This window comes from Haloarchaeobius salinus (assembly GCF_024464185.1).
GTDB lineage: Archaea > Halobacteriota > Halobacteria > Halobacteriales > Natrialbaceae > Haloarchaeobius > Haloarchaeobius salinus.
Genome location: NZ_JANHAU010000002.1, coordinates 25,824 through 50,052, shown reverse-complemented (window position 1 = coordinate 50,052; position 24,229 = coordinate 25,824). Strand labels below are relative to the sequence as shown.

Below are 24,229 nucleotides of genomic sequence, written 5' to 3'. Positions count from 1 at the left end.
CTTTGGTCGGCGGCGACGGTGTCGACCACCGAAAACCATGGGATTCACCCAGCCGGTATGAGCGCCCCAGGTTTACGAATATTGTAAACTCTAGCTTGCGACGATACCGAATCAGATGGGTGGCGCGCGGACGTGTGCTGCGTGCCGAGCCTGCGAGGCGCACAGCACACGCTCGCGCGAGGGACGAGAAGCGCAGCGGAGCGAGCACCGGTCACGAAACACGTGCATTTCGTGAGCCCGCCGGAAATCAGAGATTTCCGGAGAGGCAGGAGGCTGGGGAGGCCCGAGGTGCGGTGCTGTGCGGTCGGGTGGGACTGAAATGGGCGACCGGTTCGATAGGCGAAACGACGCAAGCACCGCAGGTACGAGGAGCGTGGTTCGAGAGAGCGAAGCTCTCTCGTCATCACGAAAGACGCCGGAGGCGTCTTTCGAACGACAGCGAGTTGCAGCCATCGAACCGGTCGGGGCTTTCTGGCTGTTGTCGTGACCAGATAGTCCCACGAAAACCAGCGTTTCTGCTGAGGCATCGAAGACAGAGACAGTCAGTAGCCCATCGACGCGACGGCGAACGTCCCGACGACGAGCGCGACGGCGACGGCCCCACCCTGCAGGAACGCCACGTCGGTCGGAACGCGCAGCAGCATCCCCATCCCGGCGGTGACGCCGAAGGCGACGACGGCGTTGGCGAGCGCGCGGACGAGTCGGTTCGGGTCGCCGGCCATACGACAACCACCTCGCGGAGGTGGCTAAAGGGCTTCGGCAGGCCGAACGCGACACGGACCACCAGCGACCGACGCGGAACCCGCAGGGTTTTACTCCGTCTCCCGACCACTACCTGCCATGACAGAGGCGACGGGCATCGTCGGGGAGTTCCTGGGGCTGAAAGAGGAGACTGCAGCCGACGTGCTCGCGATGCAGTGCGGTGACTTCTACGAGTTCTTCGCGGACGACGCCGAGCTGGTCGCCGACGAGCTGGACCTGAAGGTGAGCCAGAAGTCCAGCCACGGCTCGTCGTACCCGATGGCGGGCGTGCCGGTCGACGACCTGACGCCGTACCTGAAGGCGCTGGTCGAGCGCGGCTACACGGTCGCCGTCGCGGAGCAGCACGAGGACGGCGGCGACATCCATCGCGAGATCGAGCGCATGGTGACGCCCGGTACCCTCCTCGACGTGGCCGGTGTGGACGCGCAGTACCTCGCCGCGGTCGTGCGGGCGGACGAGGGAGACGACGCCACCTACGGACTCGCGTTCGCCGACGTGACGACCGGCCGGTTCCACGTGACGACGGTCGACGGGACCGACGCCGCGCTCACCGAGCTCTACCGGTTCAGCCCCGTCGAGGTGCTCCCCGGCCCCGACGTGCGGAACGACGGCGACCTCTGCGACCGGATCGAGGAGCGCACCGGCGCGCGGCTCTCGCTGCCCGACGCGGACTCCTTCGCCCCCGGGAAGGCGAGCCACGTCGCCCGCGACCAGTTCGGCGACGACACGTTCGCGACGCTCGGTGTGGGCGACCTCGGCGTCCGCGCCGCGGGCGCAGTCCTCGCGTACGTCGACGAGACCGGAACGGGCGTGCTGGCGTCGATGACCCGGGTCCAGCCCTACCACGGCGGCGAGCACGTCGAACTCGACGCGACGACCCAGCGCAACCTCGAACTCACCGAGACGATGCACGGCGACCGCGCGGGCAGCCTCTTCGCGACGGTCGACCACACCGTCACGAGCCCGGGCGGTCGGCTGCTGAAGGAGTGGCTCCAGCGACCCCGACGCGACCGGGGCACGCTCGAAGAACGGCAGGCGAGCGTCGCCGCCTTCGCCGCCGGCGCGCTCGGCCGCGAGGAGATTCGCGAGGTGCTGGATTCTGCCTACGACCTGGAACGGCTGGCGGCGAAGGCGGTCGGTGAGAGCGCGGACGCGACGGACCTGCTCCGGGTGCGGGACACGCTGGGGGTGCTCCCCGAGCTCGTCGAGGCCGTCGAGGCCTCGTCGCAGCTCGCGGACTCCCCCCTTCCCGACATCCTCTCGCGGCCGGACCGGGCGGCCGCCGCGAACCTGCGGGAGGAGCTCGCCGACGCACTGGTCGAGGACCCGCCGAAGACGACGACGCAGGGCGGGCTGTTCCAACGGGGCTACGACGACGAGCTCGACGAACTGCGCGAACGCCACGAGGCCGCACAGGCGTACTTCGACGAACTCGCCGACCGGGTGAAACGCGAGCACGGCCTCAGCCACGTCACCGTCGACCGGAACAAGACCGACGGCTACTACGTGCAGGTCGGCAAGTCGGCTGCGGACGGGGTTCCGGAGCACTTCGAGCACGTGAAGACGCTGAAGAACTCGAAGCGGTTCCGGACCGAGGAGCTCGCCGAGAAGGAGCGCGAGCTGTTCCGGCTGGAGGAGCAGCGCGGCGAGCTGGAGGCCCGGCTCTTCGACGAGCTCCGAGAACGGGTCGCGGCCCGGGCCGAACTCCTGCAGGACGTGGGCCGGACCGTCGCCGAGGTCGACGTGCTCGCGAGCCTCGCGACCCACGCCGTCTCGAACGACTGGACCCGCCCCGAGCTGACCGAGGGCCGCGGGCTGGACGTCACCGCCGGCCGCCACCCCGTCGTCGAGCAGACCGTCGAGTTCGTCCCGAACGACTGCCACATGGACGACGAGCGCACGTTCACCGTCGTCACCGGCCCGAACATGAGCGGGAAGTCCACCTACATGCGACAGACCGCGCTCATCGTCCTGCTCGCGCAGGTCGGCAGCTTCGTGCCCGCCCGGGAGGCCACCGTCGGGCTGGTCGACGGTATCTACACCCGGGTCGGCGCGCTGGACGAGCTCGCCCAGGGCCGCTCGACGTTCATGGTCGAGATGCAGGAGCTCTCGAACATCCTCCACTCCGCCACCGAGGACTCGCTGGTCATCCTGGACGAGGTCGGCCGCGGCACCGCCACCTACGACGGCATCTCCATCGCCTGGGCCGCCGTCGAGTACCTCCACAACGAGATCCGCGCGAAGACCCTGTTCGCGACGCACTACCACGAGCTGACCGGCCTCGCCGAGCACCTCGACCGCGTCCAGAACGTCCACGTCGCGGCCGACGAGCGCGACGGCGACGTGACGTTCCTCCGGACGGTGCGGGAGGGCCCGACCGACCGCTCCTACGGCATCCACGTCGCCGACCTCGCCGGCGTCCCCGGGCCGGTCGTCGACCGGGCGCGCGACGTGCTCGACCGGCTCAGACAGGAGAAGGCCATCGAGGCCCGCGGCAGCGGGGGCGGCGACGGCGACGGCACCAGGCAGGTCGTCTTCGACCTCGACAGCGGGACGATGACGACCGCGGACGGCGGCCGCGAGCCGGAACCGGCCATCGACCCCGAGACGGCGGCGATTCTGGACGAACTGGACGACATCGACGTGGACCGCACCTCGCCCGTCGAGCTGATGCAGCGCGTGCAGGAGTGGCAGGAGCGATTGCAGCGGGAGTGAACGGCGGCGACAGCACCCGTTTTTCCGGGTGGCGCGCGGCTGTCTCGGAATCGCAAGCGATTCCGACGGCCAGTGAGAGCTTGCGACCGAGCGAACCGGCTGGGGAGGTGTGAGGCGCGGTGCGGTGGGTGGGACTGAAAGGGACCGACTGCTCGACTACTGCGGCTCGTTGCGCTCCTCGTACCTGCGGTGCTTACTTCGCCTCGAACGTCGAGCAGTCGGGGGCTTTCTGGCTGTTGTTGATACCAGCGAGTCCCACGACAGCCGAGCCAGCCCTCTCGCTCCAACGCCAGCCACAGACTGCTGACGGAAATGTCCGCAGATTTATGCCGTCAGCCGGAAAACCCCAGACCATGTTCGACACCGTCGTCATCGCCACCGACGGCTCCGAGAGCGTCAAACGAGCGGTCGCGGTCGCTCTCAACCTGGCAGAGCGCTTCGACGCGACGGTCCACGCGCTGTACGTGATCGACGCGAGCGAGGTGGAGTCCTCGCCCGAGTCGGTCCGGGACCAGTTCCGCGAGGCGCTGGAGGAGAGCGCGGAGGACGCGCTGACGGAGGTCACCGCGGACACCGACCTGCCGGTGCAGACGGCCGTCCGCGAGGGCCGGCCGGCCGCCGAGATCTGTGCGTACGCTCGCGAGGTGGACGCCGACGTCGTGGCGACCGGCACCAGGGGCCGTCACGGCGAGAACCGGTTCCTCATCGGGAGCGTCGCCGAGCGCGTCGTCCGCACCTGCGAGAGCCCCGTGCTGACGGTGCGCCAGCTGCAGGAGGCGTAGGCCGGTTCCGGCCAGCGTGTCCGGCTCACCCGGCGTCGGGAGGTCGTGAGAGGGGCTGTTTCCCCCATAGCTACATTAACAGGTGGTGACATGAATCGGGTATGACCGGGGTCTTCGACCGACATCCCTCCCTGCCGGTCGTGGGACTCGGTGTCGGGTACCTGGTGGCCGCAGCGGTCCACCTCGTCGGTGGAGGCAACGACGGCGTCGCGACAGCGGTCGAGGCGGTGCTCCTCGGACTCCTCGGGACGGCCCTGCTCTACGGGGGCGTGCGACTCTCCCGGCTCGATCTCGACACGCACGACGGCCTCCGGGTGTTCTTCTGGGTCCTGGGTTCGGGCCTCGTCGGCCTCGTCGTCGCCACACTCCTCATCAAGATGCAGCAGCTCGATGGCGTCGAGCTCCAGAACATCCCGGTCCTGCTGGTGACGGCGTCGGGGGCAACCGCCATCGTCGGACTCGGCGTCGCGGAGTACCGGGAGCGCCTGTGGAACGAACGGAAGACCCTCCGCGAACAGACGGACTACACCACCAGACTGCACCGCCGACTGTCCGTCCTCAACCGCGCCCTCCGCCACAACCTCCGGAACGAGACCACCGTCATCCGAGGGTACACCGAGTCGCTGCTCGACACCGAACCGAGGGACGATTCGAGAGCCACGTTGCGGACCATCCGCAAGCACACGAAGAACGTCGAGCGGCTCGGGAACCAGGCGAAGCGGCTCAACCAGGTCTGGGAGAACGAGTTCACCGACGAACTCGACCTCACCGAGGTGGTCGAGGGTAGCGTGGAAGACGTACTGGCAGAATACGATGACGCAACCGTCACCACCGACCTGCCGCCGTCCGCCCCCGCCGACGTGCATCACCGGTTCGACTTCGCGGTGACAGAAGCCGTCGAGAACGCCGTCCGACACAACGACCCCGGGACCGATGTCCGGGTATCGATCGACCGGGATCCGCCGGACACCGTCACCGTGTCCGTCTCCGACACCGGCGATGGCATCCCCGAGGACGAACTCGACGCCATCCGTGAGGGAAGCGAGGACTCCCTCGTCCACGCCTCCGGGCTCGGCCTGTGGCTGATGTACTGGACCGTCACCATGTCGAACGGCGACCTCTCGTTCGAGCGGAACGAGCCACAGGGGACGGTCGTCGAGATGACCGTCCCCGCTACCGAGGCGAACTGACGCTGCCGAACCGGCGACGGGGGACCCGTCGTCCGAGTGCCGTGCCGGGGGTGCGGCAGCTGCAGAACGCCGCTGCGGTCAGTTCGCCACCCCGTACAGGAACGCCCTGAGCTCGGCCCACGCCGCGTCGTACTCGTCCCAGAAGACGTGGTGGCCGGCGTCGGGGATATGGACGAGCCGGCCGTCGGGGAGCGCGTCGGCGATCGCCAGGTCCTCGGCTCGCTCCTCGGGCTCGGTGTCCCGCTTCAGGACCAGCGTCGGGGCCGCGATGTCGGGGAAGGCGTCGGGCGTCATCTCCAACTCCGTCCCGTACACGCCGGCGACGTTGGGACTCAACTCTTTGTTTGCGACGGCGACCCGTCGTGCCCGTTCGTCGGCCAGTTCCTCGTGCTCCGCGGCGATCTCCGCGACCGACTGCTCTGCGAGCCCCGCGACGCGCTCGCGGACGAACTCGGCCATCTCCTCGGGGGTCATGTCGGGTTCGCCACGCCAGGCGTCGGGGTCCTCCAGCACGACGGCGCGGGGGAGTTCGGGGTACCGGGCGGCCGCCCAGGCGATCGTCGAGCCGCCGGCGGAGTGGCCGAACAGGATTGGGTTCTCGAGTTCGAGCGCCTCGACCAGCCCGACGAGGTCGGCCACGCGGTCGTCGATGCCGTAGCCCCAGTCCGGGCCGTCGGAGCCGCCGTGGCCTCGAGCGTCGTAGGCGACGACGTCGAAGGATTCGGCGAGGTCCTCGACGAGTGGAATCCGACAGCGCGCGTTCTCGTAGAAGCCGTGGGCGACGACGAGCGGCGGTCCCTCACCGGTGCGGTGGTACTGGAGGTCGACGTCGTTCGCGTGGACGGTATCGGTCGTCCAGCCGTCGGGGACGTCCATGCCGCGACTGGCGCGAGCGTGGACCGAAAAACCACCGATGGTGCAGGCACGGGCACGACCCCGCCCCGCCCGGGAACCGGCGGCTTCTTCCCGCTCCCCCCACTCTTCCGGGGTATGAACGAGGAACTCATCGCTGACGAGGACATGCCGCTGGCCCGCAAGTCGGTCCTGCCGGGCACCGGCTTCTTCGTCCCCGACGAGGTCGACGACGAGCGACGCGAGCGCGAGGCGATGTCCGCACTGGAGGGGAAATCGGTGGCCGTGGTGGCCGACCCCGATGCCGACGGACTGGCCTGCGTCGCGCTGCTCCGGGAGGCCTTCGGCGAGGCCGGACTGATCCCGGCCAGTCCGCACGACCTGGAGGAGGGCATGGAACTCGTCGCCGAGTTCGGCGAGCCCGGACTCGACGTGTTCGTCTGCGACCTCTGCCCGGACAGGTTCGAGTACGTCGAGGCGGAGCTCGACATGCTGCTCGAGACCGCCGACAGCGTGCGCTGGTTCGACCACCACCAGTGGGACCCCGAGGTCGAACAGGCCGTCCGCGACGCGGGCGTCGACCTCGTCGTCGGCGACGGCGAGGAGGAGTGCACCGCCGACGTGGCCGTGCGCTCGCTCGACTACGAGTTCGACGACAAGTTCGTCGACCTCGCCGCGGTCACCCGCGACCACGACCTCTGGCTGCGCGAGGACGAGCGCAGCGGAGACCTCGCGGACCTCGCGTACTGGCTCGAACCCGACGAGTACGTCGACATCGTCGCCAAGGGGGGCGCGGACCTCCCGCCCGAGGCCGAGAAGCTGCTCGCCGAGCGCCGCGTCGAGAAGGAGGCGCTCATCGAGAAGGCCGTCGACCGCGGCGAGATCCGTGAGGTCAACGGCTGGACCGTCGGCGTCACCTACGGCCGCTGCTCCCAGAACGAGGTCGCCGAGGCGTTTCGCGAGCAGGGCGCGGACGCGAGCGTCGTCGTGAAGCCCGCCGGCTCCGCCTCAATCCGAGGCACCGACGAGTTCGAGCGCTGCCACGAGGTCGCCGCGCAAGTCAACGGCGGCGGCCACCCCAAGGCCGCCGGCTGCAAGCCCGACATCTACGGCGACATGCTCGACTACGCCCACCACTGGACGACCCGCGGCGCGACCGCGAAACAGGTCATCCTCGACGGCTTCCGGAACTTAGAGCCCGAGGACGACGACGAGGGCGTCGAGACCGAGCGGTAACGGTCGCGGTTTCGTTCTCGGGACAAGACAGTTATCCTATCGGTGAGAACCGCTTGTATGGACCGCCGCCGCCTCCTCGCCAGTCTCGGACTGGTCGCTCTCCCGGGATGTTCCGCACTGGATGGTTCGGAGACAGAAGCCGAGACGACGAGCGCCACGACCACAACGCCCACCGAGACGACGGCAGCGCCGACCGCGACACCGACCGCAGAACCGACAACCACCGTCGAACCACCGGACTCCATCGCCGACGCGAACATCTCCTTCCACGTCGAGAAACTGAGCGAGGCGACTGCGGAGCACCCGGCGGAGATAGAGATCGGCGTCACGAACGAGGGACGACCCCGGGACCTGAACTTCATCGGCTCCGCGCCGCTGTCGGCACCGTTCGTGGGTGGCGGGCCAGAATCCGAGGGACTGCTCCTGCATCCACACGACATCCACAATTCGTTCATCAACGACGAGGACGGCGACCGCGAGGCCAACGTAGTCCCGGACTCGCGGGATGGCGAGTGCTGGAACCGGATCGATGTTCCGTCCAGCCCGCCGAACAACGCGTTCCAGATAACACTGGGCAAGGCCGAGACGTTCACCAACACCTATTCCGTGCTCGTCAACAGCCCCCGTGGCTGTGTCCCTGCGGGCGAGTACACCTTCGAGAGCGAGTTTCAGATACCCGACGATGACCTCGTCGAGTTCACTTGGGAGTTCTCGCTGACGTATCCGGTGACGGTGTAGGCCGTCGACTCCGAACTCGGCCGAACGTTTATCCCACAAAACGGCCAAACTTCCGGTGATGGCCAGTTCGACGCGGGACGGCGACGCTCACGACGACGAGATTCGTCTGTGGCGCGAGGACGGCTGGTGGATCGCCAAGGACGTCGAGACTGGCGTGACGACGCAGGGCGAGTCCCGGGGCGAGGCACTCGACAACCTCGACGAGGCCGTCGCCCTTCACCGGGGAGAAGCGGGGCACGAACCGAGCGAGGAGGAGCTTCGTGAGACGGGAATCGAGCCCGAGGACAATACGACTGGCGACCAGGAACCGCCGGACGTGCTCGAATAGATGGGCCGGCGGACGTTCTCCGGCAGGGAGGTCGTGAAGGTACTCGTAAACACCGGTGGCTTCGAGTGGCGACGAACGACCGGTGACCACGCACAGCTGTACTACGAGCACCCGACGAACGAGGACGACAGGCGACAGGTTACGGTTCCGTTGCACGGCGAACTGCGGACAGGGACACTCCGTGAGATAGCCGAGCGTGCAGGTGCGAACGACTTCGACGAGTTCTGCGACTGGCTCGACCGGAACGCGTAGCGAACGCAGGTTGTGTTCGCGGGGAATCAGAGTCGCTCCAGCACCGTCTCCCGCCCCGGCAACCCGCCACGGGCACCCTCACCGAGGCAGTTCTCCGCCGCCACGGCGGCCGCGAACCGCCCCGCCTCGGCCGCCGGTTTCCCGTCGAGAATCCACGCATCCACCAGCCCGGCCGAGAAGGCGTCGCCGGCACCGGTCGTGTCCACCGCGTCGACCCGAAACGCGGGGACCTCCACCACGTCGTCACCGTCCAGCAACAGCGCGCCGTCCTCGCCACGCGTCAGGGCGGCCCGCGTGACCCCGCGGTCGCGCAGTTCCGCGGCCGCCTCGCGCCCGTCGCAGCCGAGATAGGAGCGCAGGGGCACCTCGCTCGATACGAAGCAGTCCACCACCGGGAGCAGGTCGTCGATGGTCGCCGGCTCCGTGCCACGGCCTTCGAGTTCTTCGAGTGGGCCGGCGAGGTCGAAGACGATGGGCGGGAACGCGTCGTCCGCTCGGGCCGCTTGGACGAGACGCGAGACGACCCTGTCCGGCGCGTAGGCGCTGGTGAACACCACGTCTGCATCGCGGCAGTAGTCGAGGGCGGCGTCGTCCAGCCGGAGCTTCGGGATGCTCTCGCCGCCCGCGATTATCATCCGGCGGCCGTCGTCGTCCCGGAGTATCATCGCGTAGCTGGACCGTTCGTCGCCGCGGGCGACGTGGCTGGCGTCGATGTCTTCGGCAGCAAGCGAGTCGAGAATGCGGTCGCCGTCGTCGTCGTGCCCGATGCGGCTGACGACGCCGGCGTCACGGCCGAGCCGGGCGCAGGCGGTGGCGACGTTCGCGGCGACGCCACCGGCCGCGAGTCGTTCGTCGCGGGCGAACGCGCCGCCGTCGGGTTCCGGCAGGTTGGTGACGGGGTAGATGCGGTCGAGCAGGGCGCTGCCGACGGCGACGACGGTGGGCATCTACCGGGAGCCGGCGACCCACTTCTGGCTGTACGCCGCCCCGCAGGAGCAGCGGGCGTAGGCGTGGATGACGTCGCCCTCCTCGTAGAGGCCGCCGACCTCCTCGTTCTGCTCCTCGGCGAAGGCGAAGACGTACTCGACGTGGCCGTCGTCGCACTCCGGGCAGTCCCCGGCGGTGAGGTTCGGCGCGATGGTGCCCTCGGTGCCCATGGCCTCCTTCGCGAAGTTCATCGCGTCGGCACCGGTCGCGGCGGTGAACGCGTTCCGGCCGCTGTCGCCGTCGACCACGACGACGATGCCGTCGGCGACGCGGTCGCCGTACTTCTCGAGCCGGCCGACGTCGTCGACGAAGCTGTCGGCCAGGTAGAGTGCGATGTCCTCGGGCAGTTCGCCCGCCAGAAACTGCTCGCGGCGTGTATCGCTCATGGTCGGGGTACCGTCTCGACCGATAAAAAGCACGCGAGTCGCCCCGAGTGGGAAGGTCGGGGCGTGCTCGCAGCCGGATCCGCGTTGCCTCGGGTGTGGGATACACCACAGTGGGGTGACCCCGGCGGCACGTCGCCGCCGGCGTCGGATCGCGTTGCCTGGATCGATGCGTCGGGAGGACGCCTCGTATCCTTCGTTGGGATGGTTACCGCGCTGTACCGTTCCGGGCGAGTCTACGAGCGCATCCCGTGAGGGACGCGTCGAGCGGTCCTCGTCTCCGGTCGATGTCACCGGCGCATCCCCGGTCCAGTGTGAGACCGGAGGGGATGCGCCCGCAGACGTTACTCGGAGCCGACGAAGCTGAGGTGGGAAGTCTCAGCGTCGCCCCTTAGACCGCCACGTAGTCCTGGTCGGAGATCGTGTCCGGCACGTTCACGCCGTACACGGTCGTCGCACCGGACTGGTCGACGAAGCGGATCGTCGCTTCCTCGCCCTCTTCGAGCGAGTCGCCGAGACTGGCCATCGAGACACCGACGACCTTGCGCTCCGAGGACTCGGAGAGCACGACGTCCTGCGTGGTCGCGTTGAGGTACGTCGAGGTGTCGCCGGTGTTCGCCACGACGAAGTTGGTGCTGCCGTAGCTCTCGGCGAACGTCAACGTCTCCGAGATGTCTTCGGTCGTGACCTCGATGGTCGCGTCCTCGAGGTCGATGTCGCCGGACCCTGCGGACTTCATGACCGAGAAGTTGAGGTAGGCGACGTTGCCACCGCTGACGTTACCGCTCGCGGAGACGACCGAGATCTGGTTGGACACCTGGGACTGTGAGTCCTGCCCCGTGTCGGAGGCGGTGGACTCGAGCAGCCCGGCCGTGTTGATGAGTACGCCCGCGGCGACTGCCGCGACGAGCACCATCGCGATGAAGATGATCAGCGTGCCGATGCCGACCTGCCCGCGGTCGCCGTCGTTCTCGGTGATGTCTGCGAACATGGATTAGACCTCCACGAACGTCTCACCGGCGATGCTGTCGGGCACGTTGACGCCGTAGATGGTCGTCGCGCCGGACTGGTCGACGAAGCGAACGGTCGCTTCCTCGCCCTCGTTGAGTGCGCCGTCGACAGCGGTCACGTCGAGCTCGATGCTCATCCGTTCGCTGGTGTTCGTGAGTACCAGGTCACCGTCGCCCTTCAGCGAGCTCTGGTTGAAGTGCGTCGCGTTAGCGACCGCGCCCTGCGTCAGCGTCTGGGACGCCGAATCCGACTGGTACTCGATGGTCGCGTCTGCGAGGTCGATGTTGTCCGACCCCGCCGACTTCTTGACCGTGAAGGTCAGAATCTCCACGGAGCTGTCGCCGTCGGTGTTCTCACCGACTGCCGTGACCACGTCGATCTGGTTTGAAACCTGTGCCTGCGAGTCCGCGCCCGTGTCGGACGCCGTGGACTCGAGCAGCCCGGCCGTGTTGATGAGCACGCCGGCCGCCACTGCGGCGACGAGCACCATGGCAATGAAGATTATCAGGGTGCCGATGCCCACCTGACCGCGTTCGTCGTTGTCTGTTACGTCCACTATCATTGGTTTACGTGGGGATGCGCCCCGAGTGGTCCAATGGTACCTACTACTATCAAGGCCTGTATGGTTTCGAGAGCCGTTTCGGTCCTCGACTCACGACTCGATACGGCGCGGGAAATGAGACGGTAATCGTACTGCTGTCTATCGAAGCAATGGCTCCCGCGTCAGCAACAGCATCGCTACCGACCGGAGAACAGCACCGCACAACTACCATTTTAGTTACTATACTTCCAACGGCGACGCGTCCAGCAGTATCCGGAGCGTCTCCTCGGTGTCCAGCTCGTCGTCGAGCTCGTCGGCGTACCACGTCAGCAGCGCCGTGAACACCTCGCGCACGTCGTTCGAGCGGATCTCCTCGTGGGCGACGCCGTCGTCGGTCTTCACCGCGATGTCGACGCCGTATCGCTCGTCGGCGTCCGCTAGCGCGTCGGCGGAGACGGCGGCCCCCGGTGGGCCACCGGACCCGTCGGTCGCCAGCCCGGCGAGTGCCGGGTCGACGTCCGGAAGTCGGGTCCCACCGCCGTGCGATCCCGCAGACGGACCATCGCTCGCCGAGACGACGAACCGACCGTCGCCGAGGTCCGTACAGCGGTCCTCGTCTGGGGTCAGCTCCTCTGGCGAGAGGATGCCGTCGGCGCGTTCGTCCGTGTGCTTCGTGCGTTCGTTCATTGGTTTGTGTGTGCCCCACGTGGGGGCACTGGTTCCTCCCATCAGACGACGACGTACTCCTCGTCGGATATCGACTGCGGGACGTTGACGCCGTAGAGCGTCTTCGCGCCCGACTGGTCGACTATCTGGAGCATCGCCTGTTCGCCCTCGGGGAGGTACGTTCCTTCGACTTGATCGTCAGTGACGTCGATGGAGACGCGGATGCGGTCGGATCGGTCGTTCAGCGTCGTGTTCGAGTCGCCGCTCATGTTGATGAGCGAGACTGCCGAGTCGTCGGACGACAGCGTGACTGCTGCCGAATCCGAGACCCACTCGAACGACGCCTTGCTCAGGTCTATGTCGCCGGCACCGGCCGCCTGCATCAAGGTGAGGTTTACCTTGTCGACGCCGGTGCCATTGGCGTTCACCTCGCCGGTCGCGCTGACAGCGACGATGTGATTCGAGACCTGTGACTGTGCGTCGGTACTCGTGTCCGACGCCTTCGCTTCCAGCATGCCTGCCGTGTTGATGAGCACGCCAGCTGCGACAGCCGCGACCAGGACCATCGCGATAAAGATGATCAGGGTCCCGATGCCGACCTGCCCGCGGTCTTCATCTTGTGGTTCCGTTACGTTCATCGGTAATTCACCCCGTGCGAGCAGCTCACTCGCGTCCTCGCGGACACGACCAGCTACGCGTGGCCCAGCCGGGCCAGCCGGGGGTCGGCGCGACGCGATCCAGAGAGAGGCGTCTGCTGCCGACCGCCGCCAACGTCGTTCCCCGTCGTGGGGTGAGCCGATTCCTCGCATCACAGCGTGGGGAGTGTTCCCCGTGGAGGACGACGACGGTCGTGACTATCAAGACCGGTATGCGCTCAGGGTCTGTTTCGACCGTCGACTCAGGCCTCGATACGCGGGCCGACTCGGCCGACGAAGGCGTCCGTACCAATATACCGACATCCGTCCTACGAGGTAGCAGTGACTGCTGGGAGTACAGCGACCGTCGGCGTGCCCGCCTTCGACCGCGGGAGCGACCGCGCCGGACGTGCACGAGTCGACACCGAGAGGGACACCAATGGGGCTTCGAGACGTACTCGCTGACTTCCTCAGCTCGGAGGGGCCACAGGGCGGCTCCGAGTCCGAGGCCGACGACGAGGAGGACGAAGCGGAGACGTCGCCCGACCCGAGCTTCGACGTCCCGCTCGAGGACCTGGACCAGGAGGAGCAGATCGAGAACCTCGAGCACCGGATCGACTCGATGCAGGAGGACATAGAGCGCAGCAGCTCCCAGATCGAGTCGATACAGAGCTCCCAGGAGGAGGTCGCCGACCGCGTCGAGGACGTCAACGGGACGGTCCGACAGCTGCTCGGCATCTACGACCAGCTGACCGCCAGCGCGAACCCGTTCGTCGAGGGCGGGAGCCGGACCCGGATGGACGACGACGTCGAGGGGTTCGGCCTCGGCGGCGAGCCCGAGCCCGAGGACGCGACGGGCGAGATGCCCCCGGCCGAGGCGGTCGAGAACGAGGCCGAGCCGGCGGCCGACGAGGATGGGGACCCCGAACCCGAGGAACTCGCGGACAACGAGGTCGTCGTCGAGGCGACCGACCCGGGCGACGAGGACGCCGTCTCCTTCGACGACCTGAAGGCGGGGAACGAGTCGAGCGACGACGAACGCGAGCAGGGCGACGACGGCCAGCAGGCGGTCCAGACCCAGCGAGAACAGGAAGATGACAATACAGACGACACCAGACTGGAGGTCGAACCACTCTCGGACGAGGCAGCACAGATGAGCGACGCAGCAGAGGGGTCGCGCACGTACGACCGGGCGTCGAGGGAGTCCCGTGCCGGGACGCGCGAGGCACGCTCGGACGCCACCCTCCCCAGCCTCGCGGACACGTACGCGACGGACATCCTCGTGTTCGAGTGGCTGACCGACCTCGTGACGAGCGCGGGGCCGGCCGCGGCGCTGCGGGCCATCGCGTACTACGAGGAGATCGGGTGGATCTCGCCCGAGGTGAAGGCGTACCTCGAAGACACGCTCTCCGGCCCGGACCTCGACATGACCGTCGACCCGAGCCGCGACCCGAACGAGCTGAACGCGGAGGACCACGCAGAGAGCTACGAGTACATCATGAAACTGGACGCCATCCAGCAGACGATGGACGACACCGGACTGTAACCATGGGATTCAGCACGAGTGGCTCGGTCGCCATCCTGTTCGTCGGCCTGCTCGTCTGTCTGAGCACCGTCTACCCCGTGATGGAGACCGCGAACGAACGGGTGACGGAGGCGTCCGAGGCCCGCGACGACCGCGTACTCGACCAGGCGAACACGGCGGTGAACGTGACCGACGTGGGCTACAACGCCTCGACCGACACGCTCGTCGTGAACGTCACCAACACGGGGTCGACGACGCTCTCGGTCGATGGCACCGACCTGCTGCTGGACGGGGGCTACGTGACCGGGGCGACGACCCGCGTCGAGGGCGACCCCGGGCGGACCATCTGGGTGCCCGGCGAGCAGCTCCAGTTCGAGCTGACCGGCGTCACCGCCGGACCGGCCCGGGTCAAGCTCGTGACCGAGAACGGCATCGCCGAGACGGAGGTGCTGTGAGATGGCGAGCAGCTCCGTCTCGAGCATGATCCTGTTCATCGCGGCGATGCTCGTCGCGGCGAGCGTCGCCGGGACACTCGTCACGAGCGTCGGCGACGTGAGCGGCTCCATCGACGCCAGAAGCGCGGACGCCGCCCAGACCATCGACACGGAGATAGACGTCATCTCCGACCCCGGCAGCGACGCGGTGTACGACGGCTCCACGGTGACGCTGCTCGTGAAGAACACCGGCAACGGGCGGCTCTCGGCCGACGCCTCGAAGCCCGACGTGCTGGTCGACGGGCAGTACGTCGGCGCGAGCGACCGGACGCTGAACGTCGTCGGCGGTGGTTCGGAGTGGATGCCGGGCGACGTGATCCGACTGGAGCTGACCGTCGACCTCGACCCCGGCGAGCACCGGGTCGTCGTCATCATCAACGGCGACAGGGAGGTGTTCGAGTTCAACGTATGAACGACTACTACTCGCTCGGCCTGACCGACTCGGACCGCGTCAACCACGCCTTCGGGGGCGGTATCCCCGAGGGCAGCGTCGTCCTCGTCGAGGGCGTCGACGGCGCGGGCAAGTCGGTCATGAGCCAGCGCATGGCCTACGGCATCGCCAGCGAGGACGCCTACGTCTCGTACATCTCGACGGAGCTGAACGCGGGCGAGTTCATCACGCAGATGCACTCGCTGTCGTACGACGTCGTCGACCAGCTGCTCGGCGGCCGGCTGCTGTTCCTCAACGCGGACGTCGACACGCACCGGAACGGCAGCCAGCGCGAGCTGCTCGCACGGCTCACCGAGCCGAGCCTGCTCTGGCAGGGCGACGTCGTCGTCGTCGACGCGTTCAGCGCGTTCCTCCGGAACGACCCGCGGTACGACGCCATCAGCGGCGTCGGCGACGAGGACCACGCGATGGAGTCCGTGCTGACGTTCCTGGAGGGGATGACGAGGAAGGGCAAGTCGGTCGTGCTGACCGTCGACCCCGACGCCGTCACCGAGCGCGGGCTGATGCCCATCCGGAGCGTCGCGGACGTGTTCCTCCAGATCGAGACCGAGACGGTCGGGCAGGACATCCGGCGGACGGCCCGCGTGCGTCGCTTCGCGAACATGCAACGGCCCGTCGACGACAGCATCGGCTTCAACGTCCAGCAGGGACGGGGGATCACCATCGTGAACCGGACGGTGGCCTGAGATGGCGGAGTACGGCACCGGCCGGATGACGACCGAACTGCGGGAGGCGAGCGAGGAGCACGGTCACCTCGCGGACCACCTCGCGGAGTTCAGCGCGGAGTTCGGCGAGTACCCGACGCTCGTGCCGGACCCCGGCGACTACGAGTCGGACCGGCCGAACGTCTGCTATCAGGTCTCCGAGGAGGTGTTCGTCCACGTCTTCGGCGACCTCGGGATCGACACGACGTACTACTGCATCGAGCCACAGCTCGACCAGGAGCAGCGCGAGGTGTACGCGCAGGTCCGCCAGCGCATCCTCGACCGCTCGGTCACCCGGCCCGCACCCTCGAACGACGACGAGTTCGAGGAGCACATAGACACGCTGCTGGGCGAGGTCGTCAGCGTCGGCGGGGCCATCAGCTCCTCCGTGGGCGGGCTGCTCGGCGGCTCCATCACGGTCGACCCGGACACGTACGAGTCGCTGCGCTACCATCTCCAGCGCGACATCGTCGGCCTCGGCCCGCTCGACCCGGTGATGCAGGACCCGGAGAACGAGGACATCCACGTCATCGGTCCGCACCAGTGCTACACCGACCACGGCACGTACGGCATGGTCGAGACGAACGTCGACTTCGGCGGGCTGGAGTCGTTCCAGAACTGGATCCGGAACATGGGCGAGCGGATGGACACGCCGGTCAGCGACTCCCACCCCATCATCGACTCGACGCTGCCCGACGGCTCGCGTATCAACATCATCTACTCCGACGACGTGTCGGTGCAGGGGCCGTCGCTCACCATCCGCCAGGGCGAGGAGATCCCGCTGTCCATCTTCCAGATCACGAAGTGGGGGACGCTGAGCCCCGAGCTCGGCGCGTACCTCTGGCTCTGCCTGGAGAACGAGCAGACCGTGTTCGTCGTCGGCGAGACGGCGTCGGGGAAGACGACGACGCTCAACGCCTCGCTGTCGTTCATCCCGAACGACTCGAAGATATACACCGCCGAGGACACCGCCGAGGTGAAGCCCCCACAGGAGACGTGGCAGCAGCTGCTCACCCGGGAGGGCTCGGGCGACAGCAGCTCCGACGTCGATATGTTCGACCTCGTCGCCGCCGCGCTGCGTTCCCGTCCCGACTACATCATCGTCGGCGAGGTGCGTGGCGCGGAGGGGCAGATGGCGTTCCAGGCCGCCCAGACCGGCCACCCGGTGATGCTCACCTTCCACGCGAGCGACATCGTCTCGATGATCCAGCGGTTCACCGGCGCACCCATCAACGTCCCCGAGACGTTCATGGACAACTGCGACGTGGCGCTGTTCCAGAACCGCGTCAAGCAGGGCGACAAGGTGCTTCGGCGGGTCACCTCGGTCCAGGAGATCGAGGGCTACTCCGACTACGAGGACGGCGTCATCACGCGGCAGGCGTTCAACTGGGACCCCCGCGACGACGAGGTCGAGTTCACCGGGCGGAACAACTCCTACGTGCTGGAGGAGCAGATCGCGACGCTGCTCGGCTACACCGACACCCGGCTCATCTACGACGAGCTGGACAAGCGCGCCGAGCTCATCCGCCGGGCCATCGACGCCGACATCCTCGGCTACCACGAGGTCAACGACTTCATCGCCGACTACCAGCGCGACGGCATGGAGGGTATCCCCATCGACACCGGGGGCCTCGGCGGGACCATCTGAGATGTCCACCGCGAACCCCTCGGGCGACATCAACGCCCGCACGATGCTCTCCTCGGTCCGGGAGGCGTACCGGCGCATGGAGATGTCGGCACGGCGGTACGTGCTGCTCATCGTCGTTCCCTCGATCCTGTTCATGGTCGGGAGCGTCGCCGCCGTCTTCGTCGTCGGCCTCCCGCTGACCATCGGCGGCCCGGTGATACTGCTCGGGGTGTTCGCGGTGTTCGCCGCGCTCGTCTACCCGAAGGCGGTGCAGGACAGACAGCGCAAGCAGATCCGCCAGCGCTTCCACCTGTTCCTGACCCACATCACGGTCCTCTCGATGACCAACATCAACCGCATCGAGATCTTCCGGACCCTCGCGGAGGAGGAGGAGTACCAGGCGCTCGCCGAGGAGATGGGCTACCTCGTCGCGCTCGTGGACACGTGGAACCAGAGCCTCGACGACAGCGCACGGATGCGGGCCAGACAGGTGAACTCGCCGCTTCTGTCGGACTTCCTGGAGCGGCTCGCGTACACCGTCGGTGGCGGCCAGCAGATCAGCGAGTTCCTCATCGACGAGCAGGACTCCATCATCCAGCAGTACGTCATCCGCTACGAGGCGGACCTGAACAAGCTCGACGTGATGAAGGAGCTCTACCTGTCGATGATGCTGTCGACGGCGTTCGTGCTGGTGTTCGCCATCGTCCTGCCCGTGCTCGTCGGCATCAACCCGACGGTCGCGGTCGGCGGCGTCATCTTCATGTTCGTCGTCGTGCAGGCGGGCTTCGTCTACGCCATCCACGCCGTCTCGCCGTACGACCCGGTGTGGTACATCCAGGAGACGGCTGGCGACTACCCGCTCCAGCGTGCGAAGCCGGCGCTCGTCGCGGGCGGCGTGCTCTCGCTCGTCGCGTTCGTCGTCGTCGGCGGTATCCTGCTCGGCTACCTGCCCGTCGAGAGCGACGTGCTGCCGCTGCCCATCATGGCGGCCATCCCGGTGACGCCGCTGCTCATCCCCGGCTGGCTCGTCCGCCACGAGGAGAAGAAGGTCAAAGAGCGCGACAGCGAGTTCCCCAGCTTCGTCCGCGCGCTCGGTGCCGTCGAGTCCGTCAAGCAGACCTCGACGGGCAACGTGCTGGAGTCGCTCCGGCGCAAGGACTTCGGCGCGCTCACGCACAACATCGACAACCTCTACAAGCGCCTCGCCATGCGGGTCGACCCCACGCGCTCGTGGTCGCTCTTCGCGGCCGAGACCGGCTCGTACCTCATCCAGAAGTTCGGCGACATGTACGTCGAGGGCCGCCGGATGGGTGGCGACCCGAAGATGCTCGGGCAGGTCATCTCGCGGAACCAGAGCGAGGTCCTCAAGCTGCGCGAGCAGCGCCAGCAGGCGACGACGACGCTCATCGGTGTGCTGTACGGACTGACCGCCGCGTCCGTGTTCTCCTTCTTCGTCGGGCTGGAGGTCGTCGAGATGCTGATGACCATCGTCGAGGACATGGACCTGCAGGCGAGCCAGATGAGCTTCCTGCTGTCGACCGAGCAGTACGACGTGGAGGTCATCGAGTTCCTGCTCATCCTCACTATCGTCCTCAACGCGCTGCTCTCCTCGATCATGGTCCGCGTGGCCGACCGCGGCCACATCCTCTCGGGCTACGTCCACTTCGTCGCGCTGACGTGGACCGGCGCGCTGACCGCCGTCGTCACGAAGGTCGCCGTCGACGCCCTCATCTCCGTCTGAGACGGGGGAACGCCCCGCAGCGAGACGGGGCACAGTTTCCGACTCGGAAACTCTCCCTCGTCTTATACGTCTGCGCAGGGCATCGTTCCAGCCATGACCGAGACCCTCCACCGCGACCGACAGCACGCCTGGACGTTCGCCCTCGTCGGCGGCTTCGTCGCCGCAGCGCTCGTCATCGGCAACAACCTGTACACCGGGCTCGACACCGAGCTCTCGCTGAACGGCGTCCTGGTCGGTGGCTTCGTCACCGGCTTCCTGGTCGCTCGAGCGTCGGCCAGAACCGACGTCGGCCGTGCCGCCATAGGTGCGGGCCTGCTCGGTGGCTCCCCGGCGCTCGCCTGGTTCCTCCCGCCGCTCGTCGACTTCGTGGTCTCGGGCGACGATACGGTGTCGTACTCCCTCCTCGAGGCCGCCTTCGTGCTGCTGTTCGTCGGGGTCCACCTCGTCTTCACGGCCCTCATCGGACTGCTCGGGGGGCTGGTGGGTCGCTGGGTGTTCGAGCACCAGTCGCTGGTCGGTGCGACCCACGGCTGACCGTCGGGCGACGGACCCACCGGAGAGAGCCGGATTCGGGCGTCGACTCACGCCTCGAAACGGCGAGCACCTTTATACGGGTACCGTCCCTCGCTACGGACAAGCGGATGTCACTGCACGCCGAGAAACCGTACCTGCGCTCGCTCTCGCAGGGCACCGAGGGGATGGAGGCCACGATGGAGTGGGCTCGCTACCTCGGGGAGACGTTCGGCACCAGCGGCGCGCTGAACTGTCTGCGCTACTACGAGCGCCTCGGCTGGATCTCGGAGGGCGTCGCTCGCTCGATGACGACGTACATCCGGGGGCTCTCGCTCCAGGAGATCCACAACAAGAAGTACGACGAGCCGGCGACGCTCGAGTACCCGCTGGAGACGCTCTCGGGGACGCCCTTCGGCACCCACGCCCGGTCGCTGAAGTACATCGCGTCCATCGCGGGCGACGACCTCGAGGAGCACCTGATGCTCGCCCGGCTCGCCGAGCGCCGCGTCGAGAAACAGATCGGGGACCGCTCGGTCCGCCAGGAGGTCGTCGAGGCGATCGGCGACGACTGAAACCAATGCACGTTTCCTGATATGTTGCGGTCAGAGCCATCAGTAACTCGGTCGAACGTGGCTCACCGGTTCCTGCCGAATTAGCCCACGTAAAACGTTTTTCGGCCATTTTTCGTCCGTCGTAAACATCGCCACGAACTCAGCTAATATTTTGTCATTAGAGAGGGGTTGGCCGTTTGACTTATTAGTCATGCATCCATCGAACGGAGTAGTACCCGAACGGGCCCCGATGACCGTTGGTGGCGGTCGGTGTGGCGGGCCGAATCGGAGAACGCCAGAAGGTGACGACTGACCGATGCGAAACAACAAGGATACCAGTTCGGTGTTCAGCGACCTCACGGCCGCTGCGACCGACGACGATAGTGGCGAGCAGTACGAGCTGACCATCGGGTCGGCCGAGAAGGTGGACGAGAAGTCCGTCGAGCGCGAGCTCGACGAGATGCTCGAATCCGTCGAGGACGCGCTCCCGACCGCCGAGGCGGAGTTCGACGAGGAGATCATCAAGGAGAACCTCGACGAGGTGCTCCTCATGCTCATCTCGCTGCGCGGCGAGACCCACGGCAAGGAGCTCATCTCCGACCTCACGCGCCTCTTCGACGCACAGCTCAGCCCGGGTACGGTCTACCCCGGCCTGCACAAGCTCGAGGAGGACGACGTGCTCCACATGCACAAGAAGGTCCGCACGAAGGAGTACTCCATCAACGACGAACACGAGGTCCGCATGAGCGTCGAACGCACGATGCTCCAGCACCTCGCCTTCGGCTACCTGCTCTACTCCTTCCTCCCCCGACTCTAGTCCTCGAGATCCGAGGCGATGGACGCGAGACTCCCGTCGGGTTGCTCCAGTGCGTCGTACACTGCACGGCCTCCCGGGGCCCGCAACCCGTACTGGAACCCGTCCTCGACGACGTCGACCAGCACCGACCCACCAGCGCCGCGGCCGTTGGCTTCACACCAGTCCGTGAGGTGGTTCTCTCCCTCACCGGGGTTCCGCGCCGCCGACGGCGTCTCGAACACGCCCGAGATGAGTAGCTCGTCACCCGTCAGCGACGACTCGATGCGTGCGAACTGTTGCTCGCCGTCGAGCACCACCCGAACGACCTCGTCGACCGGAAACTGCGCCGCCTCCTCGGCCGGAAGCTCCAGCTTCAGTCGCCCGGTCGCACCGTGCTTCGCGAGCTTCGCCCGTACCGTGGGCACTGCGTCGGAAGAAACCCGATCTGCCATGTGCGCTACTCGTTCGCCACGCCGGATGTACCTGTCGCTCGCGGCGTAATGGGCGCAAGAAGTGTGTCGCTGTCACCGCCGCGCGCCGAGGGTGTGCCCCTCAGGAAACCTACGACGCGGCCGTGACGGGACCCGTTCGGATTACTCCTCGTCGTCTTCGTCGGCGTCCTCCTCGACCAGACCGAGGAGCGACTCGACGGACTCGTCGCCGCGGCCGACGATCTTCGCGTTGATCTGGCTGGTCTCGTCGGAGACCTGCCGCCCACGGATGGTCAGCCGCTTGCGCTCGCCGGACCGGGACGGGTTGTAGCCGACGCCCTGCTCGCGCATCAGGACCTCCTCCACGTTCGCGCCCTCGATGTCCTCGCGCATCGGCCGCCCGGCCTCGTCCGAGCCCCCGGTCAGCAGGAGCGTGTAGCCGTCGAGGCCGACGGCGTCACCGTCGACCTCCTCGCCGAGCTCCTTGCCCATGAACCGGTTCGCGTCCTGTTCCTCCGCCTCGAGCTGGTACGATGCGCCCGAGTCCGGGTCCGCAACGACGACGTTGAAACTCGCCATAGTGGATACGAATCGTCGGTGGGCGTTCAAAACTCCGTCGAAACGGGACCGAACGGGTCGAGCAGCCGTTCGCTTCAGCCCATCCGGGCGACGTCGACGACGAGCGATTCGTCGACCAGTATCCACTCGGTCGCCGCCGGCCGGCCGTCGGAGCCGCGGGCCATGAACGTGACCGTCCCGGCGGTGGGGTCGGTGGCGACCCCGATGCGGGAGCCGATGGCCCCGTCGACGACCTCGTGGGGGTCCTCGTCGGTCGTGGAGGTAGTCCGGTCACGTTCGCTGATATCCGTCATGTACCCGGACGGACGGGCTCCGGATACATAGGGTAGTGACAGCTGTTTCACGTCCTGAAACCACCCGGGTCCGACGCCCGGCTGACGGCCGACTGACTGCCCACCCGAAGACCGAAAGCCTCCGGGCACGAACGCCACGCCATGGAACCTGGCCGTCTGGAGCTCAGGCTCGAACGGGAGTTCGGCGGCGAGGCCCACGTCGTCGTCCGCGAGGCGCTCGACCTGCGCGACTCCGGTCGGTACCACGACGATGCCGGCCACGACCTCACCGCCGACGTCATCGTCGACAACCTGCGCGACGCCCCGCGGGGTGACGTGGTCGACCGGTGGAACTGGTGGCTCGGCTCGCTCGCGATAGCGCACGGCCCCGAGTACAACCAGTTCACGGTGCGGCGGAACCCACGCGACCGGGAGAACGGCACGTTCTAGCCGAGCAGGCCCAACGCCCACCTGGCGAGTTCGGACGCGGTGAACACCGCACCCTCCAGTCTCGAGAGCACGCGACCGGTCCACAGCGCGGCGACCATGACCGCCGTGACGGCGAGCAGCCAGCCGAACGTCTCCAGTGCGACCGGGCTCACCGAGAGCGGCCGCACGAGTGCGCCGACGCCCAGGACGGCGAGCACGTTGAACACGTTGCTCCCGACGACGTTCCCGATGGAGACGCCGAGGCTCCCGCGTCTGAGGGCGACGAGCGAGACGGCGAACTCGGGCGTCGACGTGCCGGCCGCGACGATGGTGCCGCCGATGACCCACTCGGAGACGCCTGCACCCCGCGCCAGCGCCGACGCCGCGCCGACCAGCGCGTCGCCGCTCACGAGGACGACCACGAGCCCGACGACGAGCAGGAGCGGGTCGCGACCCGGGAACGTCAGTCGACCGGTGATGTCGCGGACGACGGCCGCGTCGGGCTCGGGCGGGCTCTCGTCGGTCCGGCTGTGCAGCAGGTAGCCGGTGTAGGCGACGAACACCACGACGAGCACCGCGCCCTCGGTGCGGGTGACCAGCTGGTCGAGCACGACGAATCCGCCCAGCAGCGTGCTCGCGAGCAGCATCAGGCCATCGCGCCGGACGAGTCCTCCCTCGACGGGGACGACGCGGATCAGGGCGACGACGCCCAGGACGAACGCGAGGTTGTAGATGTTCGACCCGAAGACGTTCCCGACGGCGAGGTCGCCCAGTCCCTCGAGCGCGGCGTCGACCGTCACCGCGAGCTCCGGCATCGACGTGCCCGCCGCGACGACGGTCAGGCCGATGGTGAGCTGCGAGAGGCCGACACCCCGTGCGAGCCTGACCGCCGAGTCGACGAGCAGTCGCGCCCCGAGCCCGAGGCCGACGACGGCCGCGACGACGATGCCGAGCTGGACGAGCGTGCCTGCCATCGGTCGTTGTCGGAGTGACGGCGGCCACGGGAATGAGCGTTGGGGGGACGGCGTCGAAGGACCG

29 protein-coding genes are annotated in these 24,229 nt (G+C 67.6%); 17 read left to right on the top strand and 12 right to left on the bottom strand.

Annotation, left to right across the window (positions count from 1 at the left end):
* Positions 1 to 542: 542 nt before the first annotated feature.
* Positions 543 to 722, bottom strand: coding sequence for a hypothetical protein (locus NO345_RS06755; protein WP_256297696.1), 180 nt, complete (start codon positions 720 to 722; stop codon positions 543 to 545).
* Between the two features lie 118 nt (positions 723 to 840).
* On the opposite strand from NO345_RS06755, the gene mutS reads away from it, so the two are divergent.
* The 3 genes from mutS (at position 841) to NO345_RS06740 (ending at position 5,449) form a co-directional block, all read left to right on the top strand.
* Positions 841 to 3,477 carry a DNA mismatch repair protein MutS gene (gene mutS / locus NO345_RS06750; protein WP_256297694.1) on the top strand — a complete coding sequence of 879 codons (2,637 nt, stop codon included), beginning with the start codon at positions 841 to 843 and terminating at the stop codon, positions 3,475 to 3,477.
* A gap of 353 nt (positions 3,478 to 3,830) precedes the next feature.
* Positions 3,831 to 4,259: a universal stress protein gene (locus NO345_RS06745; RefSeq protein ID WP_256297692.1), complete on the top strand. Its 429-nt coding sequence runs from the start codon at positions 3,831 to 3,833 to the stop codon at positions 4,257 to 4,259.
* 101 nt (positions 4,260 to 4,360) lie between these two features.
* Positions 4,361 to 5,449: a sensor histidine kinase gene (locus NO345_RS06740; protein ID WP_256297691.1), complete on the top strand. Its 1,089-nt coding sequence runs from the start codon at positions 4,361 to 4,363 to the stop codon at positions 5,447 to 5,449.
* 78 nt (positions 5,450 to 5,527) lie between these two features.
* Here the strand turns inward: NO345_RS06740 and NO345_RS06735 are convergent, their stop codons facing one another.
* The gene (locus tag NO345_RS06735) at positions 5,528 to 6,325 is read right to left on the bottom strand and encodes an alpha/beta fold hydrolase (RefSeq protein WP_256297689.1); all 798 of its coding nucleotides are present in this window, start codon (positions 6,323 to 6,325) and stop codon (positions 5,528 to 5,530) included.
* Between the two features lie 114 nt (positions 6,326 to 6,439).
* On the opposite strand from NO345_RS06735, the gene NO345_RS06730 reads away from it, so the two are divergent.
* From NO345_RS06730 to NO345_RS06715, 4 genes are read left to right on the top strand one after another with little or no spacing between them, the layout of a single operon-like run.
* The gene (locus NO345_RS06730) at positions 6,440 to 7,537 is read left to right on the top strand and encodes a DHH family phosphoesterase (RefSeq protein WP_256297688.1); all 1,098 of its coding nucleotides are present in this window, start codon (positions 6,440 to 6,442) and stop codon (positions 7,535 to 7,537) included.
* Positions 7,538 to 7,594: 57 nt separating this feature from the next.
* Positions 7,595 to 8,275, top strand: a complete 681-nt coding sequence (locus tag NO345_RS06725) for a hypothetical protein (protein ID WP_256297686.1) — start codon at positions 7,595 to 7,597, stop codon at positions 8,273 to 8,275.
* Positions 8,276 to 8,333: 58 nt separating this feature from the next.
* Positions 8,334 to 8,603, top strand: coding sequence for a type II toxin-antitoxin system HicB family antitoxin (locus tag NO345_RS06720; RefSeq protein WP_256297684.1), 270 nt, complete (start codon positions 8,334 to 8,336; stop codon positions 8,601 to 8,603).
* On the top strand, positions 8,604 to 8,855 hold the full coding sequence (locus NO345_RS06715; RefSeq protein ID WP_256297682.1) for a type II toxin-antitoxin system HicA family toxin: 252 nt from the start codon (positions 8,604 to 8,606) through the stop codon (positions 8,853 to 8,855).
* 26 nt (positions 8,856 to 8,881) lie between these two features.
* Here NO345_RS06715 and NO345_RS06710 read toward each other — a convergent pair whose 3' ends face one another.
* The 6 genes from NO345_RS06710 to NO345_RS06685 all read right to left on the bottom strand — a co-directional run bounded on the left by NO345_RS06710 (position 8,882) and on the right by NO345_RS06685 (position 13,081).
* Positions 8,882 to 9,802, bottom strand: coding sequence for a carbohydrate kinase family protein (locus NO345_RS06710; protein WP_256297680.1), 921 nt, complete (start codon positions 9,800 to 9,802; stop codon positions 8,882 to 8,884).
* Positions 9,803 to 10,228, bottom strand: coding sequence for a DUF5807 family protein (locus tag NO345_RS06705; RefSeq protein WP_256297679.1), 426 nt, complete (start codon positions 10,226 to 10,228; stop codon positions 9,803 to 9,805).
* A 388-nt stretch (positions 10,229 to 10,616) separates the two neighbouring features.
* Positions 10,617 to 11,216: a flagellin gene (locus NO345_RS06700; RefSeq protein WP_256297677.1), complete on the bottom strand. Its 600-nt coding sequence runs from the start codon at positions 11,214 to 11,216 to the stop codon at positions 10,617 to 10,619.
* Positions 11,217 to 11,219: 3 nt separating this feature from the next.
* Complete coding sequence (locus NO345_RS06695) at positions 11,220 to 11,798, bottom strand: flagellin (protein WP_256297675.1); 579 nt, start codon at positions 11,796 to 11,798, stop codon at positions 11,220 to 11,222.
* A 219-nt stretch (positions 11,799 to 12,017) separates the two neighbouring features.
* Positions 12,018 to 12,464, bottom strand: a complete 447-nt coding sequence (locus NO345_RS06690) for a DUF7500 family protein (RefSeq protein ID WP_256297673.1) — start codon at positions 12,462 to 12,464, stop codon at positions 12,018 to 12,020.
* A 41-nt stretch (positions 12,465 to 12,505) separates the two neighbouring features.
* Positions 12,506 to 13,081, bottom strand: a complete 576-nt coding sequence (locus NO345_RS06685; RefSeq protein ID WP_256297671.1) for a flagellin — start codon at positions 13,079 to 13,081, stop codon at positions 12,506 to 12,508.
* Between the two features lie 436 nt (positions 13,082 to 13,517).
* Here NO345_RS06685 and NO345_RS06680 point away from each other — a divergent pair, with 436 nt between their 5' ends.
* The 9 genes from NO345_RS06680 (at position 13,518) to NO345_RS06640 (ending at position 21,501) form a co-directional block, all read left to right on the top strand.
* A complete protein-coding gene (locus NO345_RS06680) occupies positions 13,518 to 14,624 on the top strand; it encodes a FlaD/FlaE family flagellar protein (protein WP_256297669.1) in 1,107 nt (368 codons plus the stop codon).
* Positions 14,625 to 14,626: 2 nt separating this feature from the next.
* Positions 14,627 to 15,058, top strand: coding sequence for an archaellum stator protein ArlF (arlF, locus tag NO345_RS06675; RefSeq protein WP_256297668.1), 432 nt, complete (start codon positions 14,627 to 14,629; stop codon positions 15,056 to 15,058).
* A 1-nt stretch (position 15,059) separates the two neighbouring features.
* On the top strand, positions 15,060 to 15,509 hold the full coding sequence (arlG, locus tag NO345_RS06670; RefSeq protein WP_256297666.1) for an archaellum stator protein ArlG: 450 nt from the start codon (positions 15,060 to 15,062) through the stop codon (positions 15,507 to 15,509).
* Positions 15,506 to 16,234: an archaellum protein ArlH gene (arlH, locus tag NO345_RS06665; protein ID WP_256297664.1), complete on the top strand. Its 729-nt coding sequence runs from the start codon at positions 15,506 to 15,508 to the stop codon at positions 16,232 to 16,234. Before arlG ends, arlH begins: the two co-directional genes overlap by 4 nt.
* 1 nt (position 16,235) lies before the next feature.
* On the top strand, positions 16,236 to 17,900 hold the full coding sequence (gene flaI, locus NO345_RS06660) for an archaellum flagellar ATPase motor FlaI (RefSeq protein ID WP_256297662.1): 1,665 nt from the start codon (positions 16,236 to 16,238) through the stop codon (positions 17,898 to 17,900).
* Between the two features lies 1 nt (position 17,901).
* The gene (arlJ, locus tag NO345_RS06655) at positions 17,902 to 19,620 is read left to right on the top strand and encodes an archaellar assembly protein ArlJ/FlaJ (RefSeq protein WP_256297660.1); all 1,719 of its coding nucleotides are present in this window, start codon (positions 17,902 to 17,904) and stop codon (positions 19,618 to 19,620) included.
* 93 nt (positions 19,621 to 19,713) lie between these two features.
* Positions 19,714 to 20,154 carry a DUF5518 domain-containing protein gene (locus tag NO345_RS06650; protein WP_256297658.1) on the top strand — a complete coding sequence of 147 codons (441 nt, stop codon included), beginning with the start codon at positions 19,714 to 19,716 and terminating at the stop codon, positions 20,152 to 20,154.
* A 107-nt stretch (positions 20,155 to 20,261) separates the two neighbouring features.
* The gene (locus NO345_RS06645; protein WP_256297656.1) at positions 20,262 to 20,705 is read left to right on the top strand and encodes a FlaD/FlaE family flagellar protein; all 444 of its coding nucleotides are present in this window, start codon (positions 20,262 to 20,264) and stop codon (positions 20,703 to 20,705) included.
* Between the two features lie 295 nt (positions 20,706 to 21,000).
* A complete protein-coding gene (locus NO345_RS06640; RefSeq protein ID WP_256297655.1) occupies positions 21,001 to 21,501 on the top strand; it encodes a PadR family transcriptional regulator in 501 nt (166 codons plus the stop codon).
* On the opposite strand, the gene NO345_RS06635 is transcribed toward NO345_RS06640, so the two are convergent.
* From NO345_RS06635 to NO345_RS06625, 3 genes are all read right to left on the bottom strand, one after another.
* Positions 21,498 to 21,932, bottom strand: a complete 435-nt coding sequence (locus NO345_RS06635; RefSeq protein WP_256297653.1) for a DUF7112 family protein — start codon at positions 21,930 to 21,932, stop codon at positions 21,498 to 21,500. The two genes, NO345_RS06640 and NO345_RS06635, sit on opposite strands and share 4 nt — an antisense overlap.
* A gap of 141 nt (positions 21,933 to 22,073) precedes the next feature.
* A complete protein-coding gene (locus NO345_RS06630) occupies positions 22,074 to 22,490 on the bottom strand; it encodes a 30S ribosomal protein S6e (RefSeq protein ID WP_256297651.1) in 417 nt (138 codons plus the stop codon).
* Positions 22,491 to 22,564: 74 nt separating this feature from the next.
* Positions 22,565 to 22,783 (bottom strand): hypothetical protein, encoded by a 219-nt coding sequence (locus tag NO345_RS06625; protein WP_256297649.1) that lies wholly within the window; start codon positions 22,781 to 22,783, stop codon positions 22,565 to 22,567.
* A gap of 96 nt (positions 22,784 to 22,879) precedes the next feature.
* Here NO345_RS06625 and NO345_RS06620 point away from each other — a divergent pair, with 96 nt between their 5' ends.
* Entirely contained in the window at positions 22,880 to 23,212 is a 333-nt protein-coding gene (locus NO345_RS06620; RefSeq protein ID WP_497007329.1) for a WNWW family protein, read from the top strand.
* Here the strand turns inward: NO345_RS06620 and NO345_RS06615 are convergent.
* Positions 23,209 to 24,165 (bottom strand): sodium:calcium antiporter, encoded by a 957-nt coding sequence (locus tag NO345_RS06615; RefSeq protein WP_256297645.1) that lies wholly within the window; start codon positions 24,163 to 24,165, stop codon positions 23,209 to 23,211. The two genes, NO345_RS06620 and NO345_RS06615, sit on opposite strands and share 4 nt — an antisense overlap.
* Positions 24,166 to 24,229: the final 64 nt, after the last annotated feature.

Bases quoted from the DNA above. Each gene is read 5' to 3' on its own strand.
- NO345_RS06755 (WP_256297696.1), bottom strand. From the start codon at position 722: ATGGCCGGCGACCCGAACCGACTCGTCCGCGCGCTCGCCAACGCCGTC.
- mutS (WP_256297694.1), top strand. From the start codon at position 841: ATGACAGAGGCGACGGGCATCGTCGGGGAGTTCCTGGGGCTGAAAGAG.
- NO345_RS06745 (WP_256297692.1), top strand. From the start codon at position 3,831: ATGTTCGACACCGTCGTCATCGCCACCGACGGCTCCGAGAGCGTCAAA.
- NO345_RS06740 (WP_256297691.1), top strand. From the start codon at position 4,361: ATGACCGGGGTCTTCGACCGACATCCCTCCCTGCCGGTCGTGGGACTC.
- NO345_RS06735 (WP_256297689.1), bottom strand. From the start codon at position 6,325: ATGGACGTCCCCGACGGCTGGACGACCGATACCGTCCACGCGAACGAC.
- NO345_RS06730 (WP_256297688.1), top strand. From the start codon at position 6,440: ATGAACGAGGAACTCATCGCTGACGAGGACATGCCGCTGGCCCGCAAG.
- NO345_RS06725 (WP_256297686.1), top strand. From the start codon at position 7,595: ATGGACCGCCGCCGCCTCCTCGCCAGTCTCGGACTGGTCGCTCTCCCG.
- NO345_RS06720 (WP_256297684.1), top strand. From the start codon at position 8,334: ATGGCCAGTTCGACGCGGGACGGCGACGCTCACGACGACGAGATTCGT.
- NO345_RS06715 (WP_256297682.1), top strand. From the start codon at position 8,604: ATGGGCCGGCGGACGTTCTCCGGCAGGGAGGTCGTGAAGGTACTCGTA.
- NO345_RS06710 (WP_256297680.1), bottom strand. From the start codon at position 9,802: ATGCCCACCGTCGTCGCCGTCGGCAGCGCCCTGCTCGACCGCATCTAC.
- NO345_RS06705 (WP_256297679.1), bottom strand. From the start codon at position 10,228: ATGAGCGATACACGCCGCGAGCAGTTTCTGGCGGGCGAACTGCCCGAG.
- NO345_RS06700 (WP_256297677.1), bottom strand. From the start codon at position 11,216: ATGTTCGCAGACATCACCGAGAACGACGGCGACCGCGGGCAGGTCGGC.
- NO345_RS06695 (WP_256297675.1), bottom strand. From the start codon at position 11,798: ATGATAGTGGACGTAACAGACAACGACGAACGCGGTCAGGTGGGCATC.
- NO345_RS06690 (WP_256297673.1), bottom strand. From the start codon at position 12,464: ATGAACGAACGCACGAAGCACACGGACGAACGCGCCGACGGCATCCTC.
- NO345_RS06685 (WP_256297671.1), bottom strand. From the start codon at position 13,081: ATGAACGTAACGGAACCACAAGATGAAGACCGCGGGCAGGTCGGCATC.
- NO345_RS06680 (WP_256297669.1), top strand. From the start codon at position 13,518: ATGGGGCTTCGAGACGTACTCGCTGACTTCCTCAGCTCGGAGGGGCCA.
- arlF (WP_256297668.1), top strand. From the start codon at position 14,627: ATGGGATTCAGCACGAGTGGCTCGGTCGCCATCCTGTTCGTCGGCCTG.
- arlG (WP_256297666.1), top strand. From the start codon at position 15,060: ATGGCGAGCAGCTCCGTCTCGAGCATGATCCTGTTCATCGCGGCGATG.
- arlH (WP_256297664.1), top strand. From the start codon at position 15,506: ATGAACGACTACTACTCGCTCGGCCTGACCGACTCGGACCGCGTCAAC.
- flaI (WP_256297662.1), top strand. From the start codon at position 16,236: ATGGCGGAGTACGGCACCGGCCGGATGACGACCGAACTGCGGGAGGCG.
- arlJ (WP_256297660.1), top strand. From the start codon at position 17,902: ATGTCCACCGCGAACCCCTCGGGCGACATCAACGCCCGCACGATGCTC.
- NO345_RS06650 (WP_256297658.1), top strand. From the start codon at position 19,714: ATGACCGAGACCCTCCACCGCGACCGACAGCACGCCTGGACGTTCGCC.
- NO345_RS06645 (WP_256297656.1), top strand. From the start codon at position 20,262: ATGTCACTGCACGCCGAGAAACCGTACCTGCGCTCGCTCTCGCAGGGC.
- NO345_RS06640 (WP_256297655.1), top strand. From the start codon at position 21,001: ATGCGAAACAACAAGGATACCAGTTCGGTGTTCAGCGACCTCACGGCC.
- NO345_RS06635 (WP_256297653.1), bottom strand. From the start codon at position 21,932: ATGGCAGATCGGGTTTCTTCCGACGCAGTGCCCACGGTACGGGCGAAG.
- NO345_RS06630 (WP_256297651.1), bottom strand. From the start codon at position 22,490: ATGGCGAGTTTCAACGTCGTCGTTGCGGACCCGGACTCGGGCGCATCG.
- NO345_RS06625 (WP_256297649.1), bottom strand. From the start codon at position 22,783: ATGACGGATATCAGCGAACGTGACCGGACTACCTCCACGACCGACGAG.
- NO345_RS06615 (WP_256297645.1), bottom strand. From the start codon at position 24,165: ATGGCAGGCACGCTCGTCCAGCTCGGCATCGTCGTCGCGGCCGTCGTC.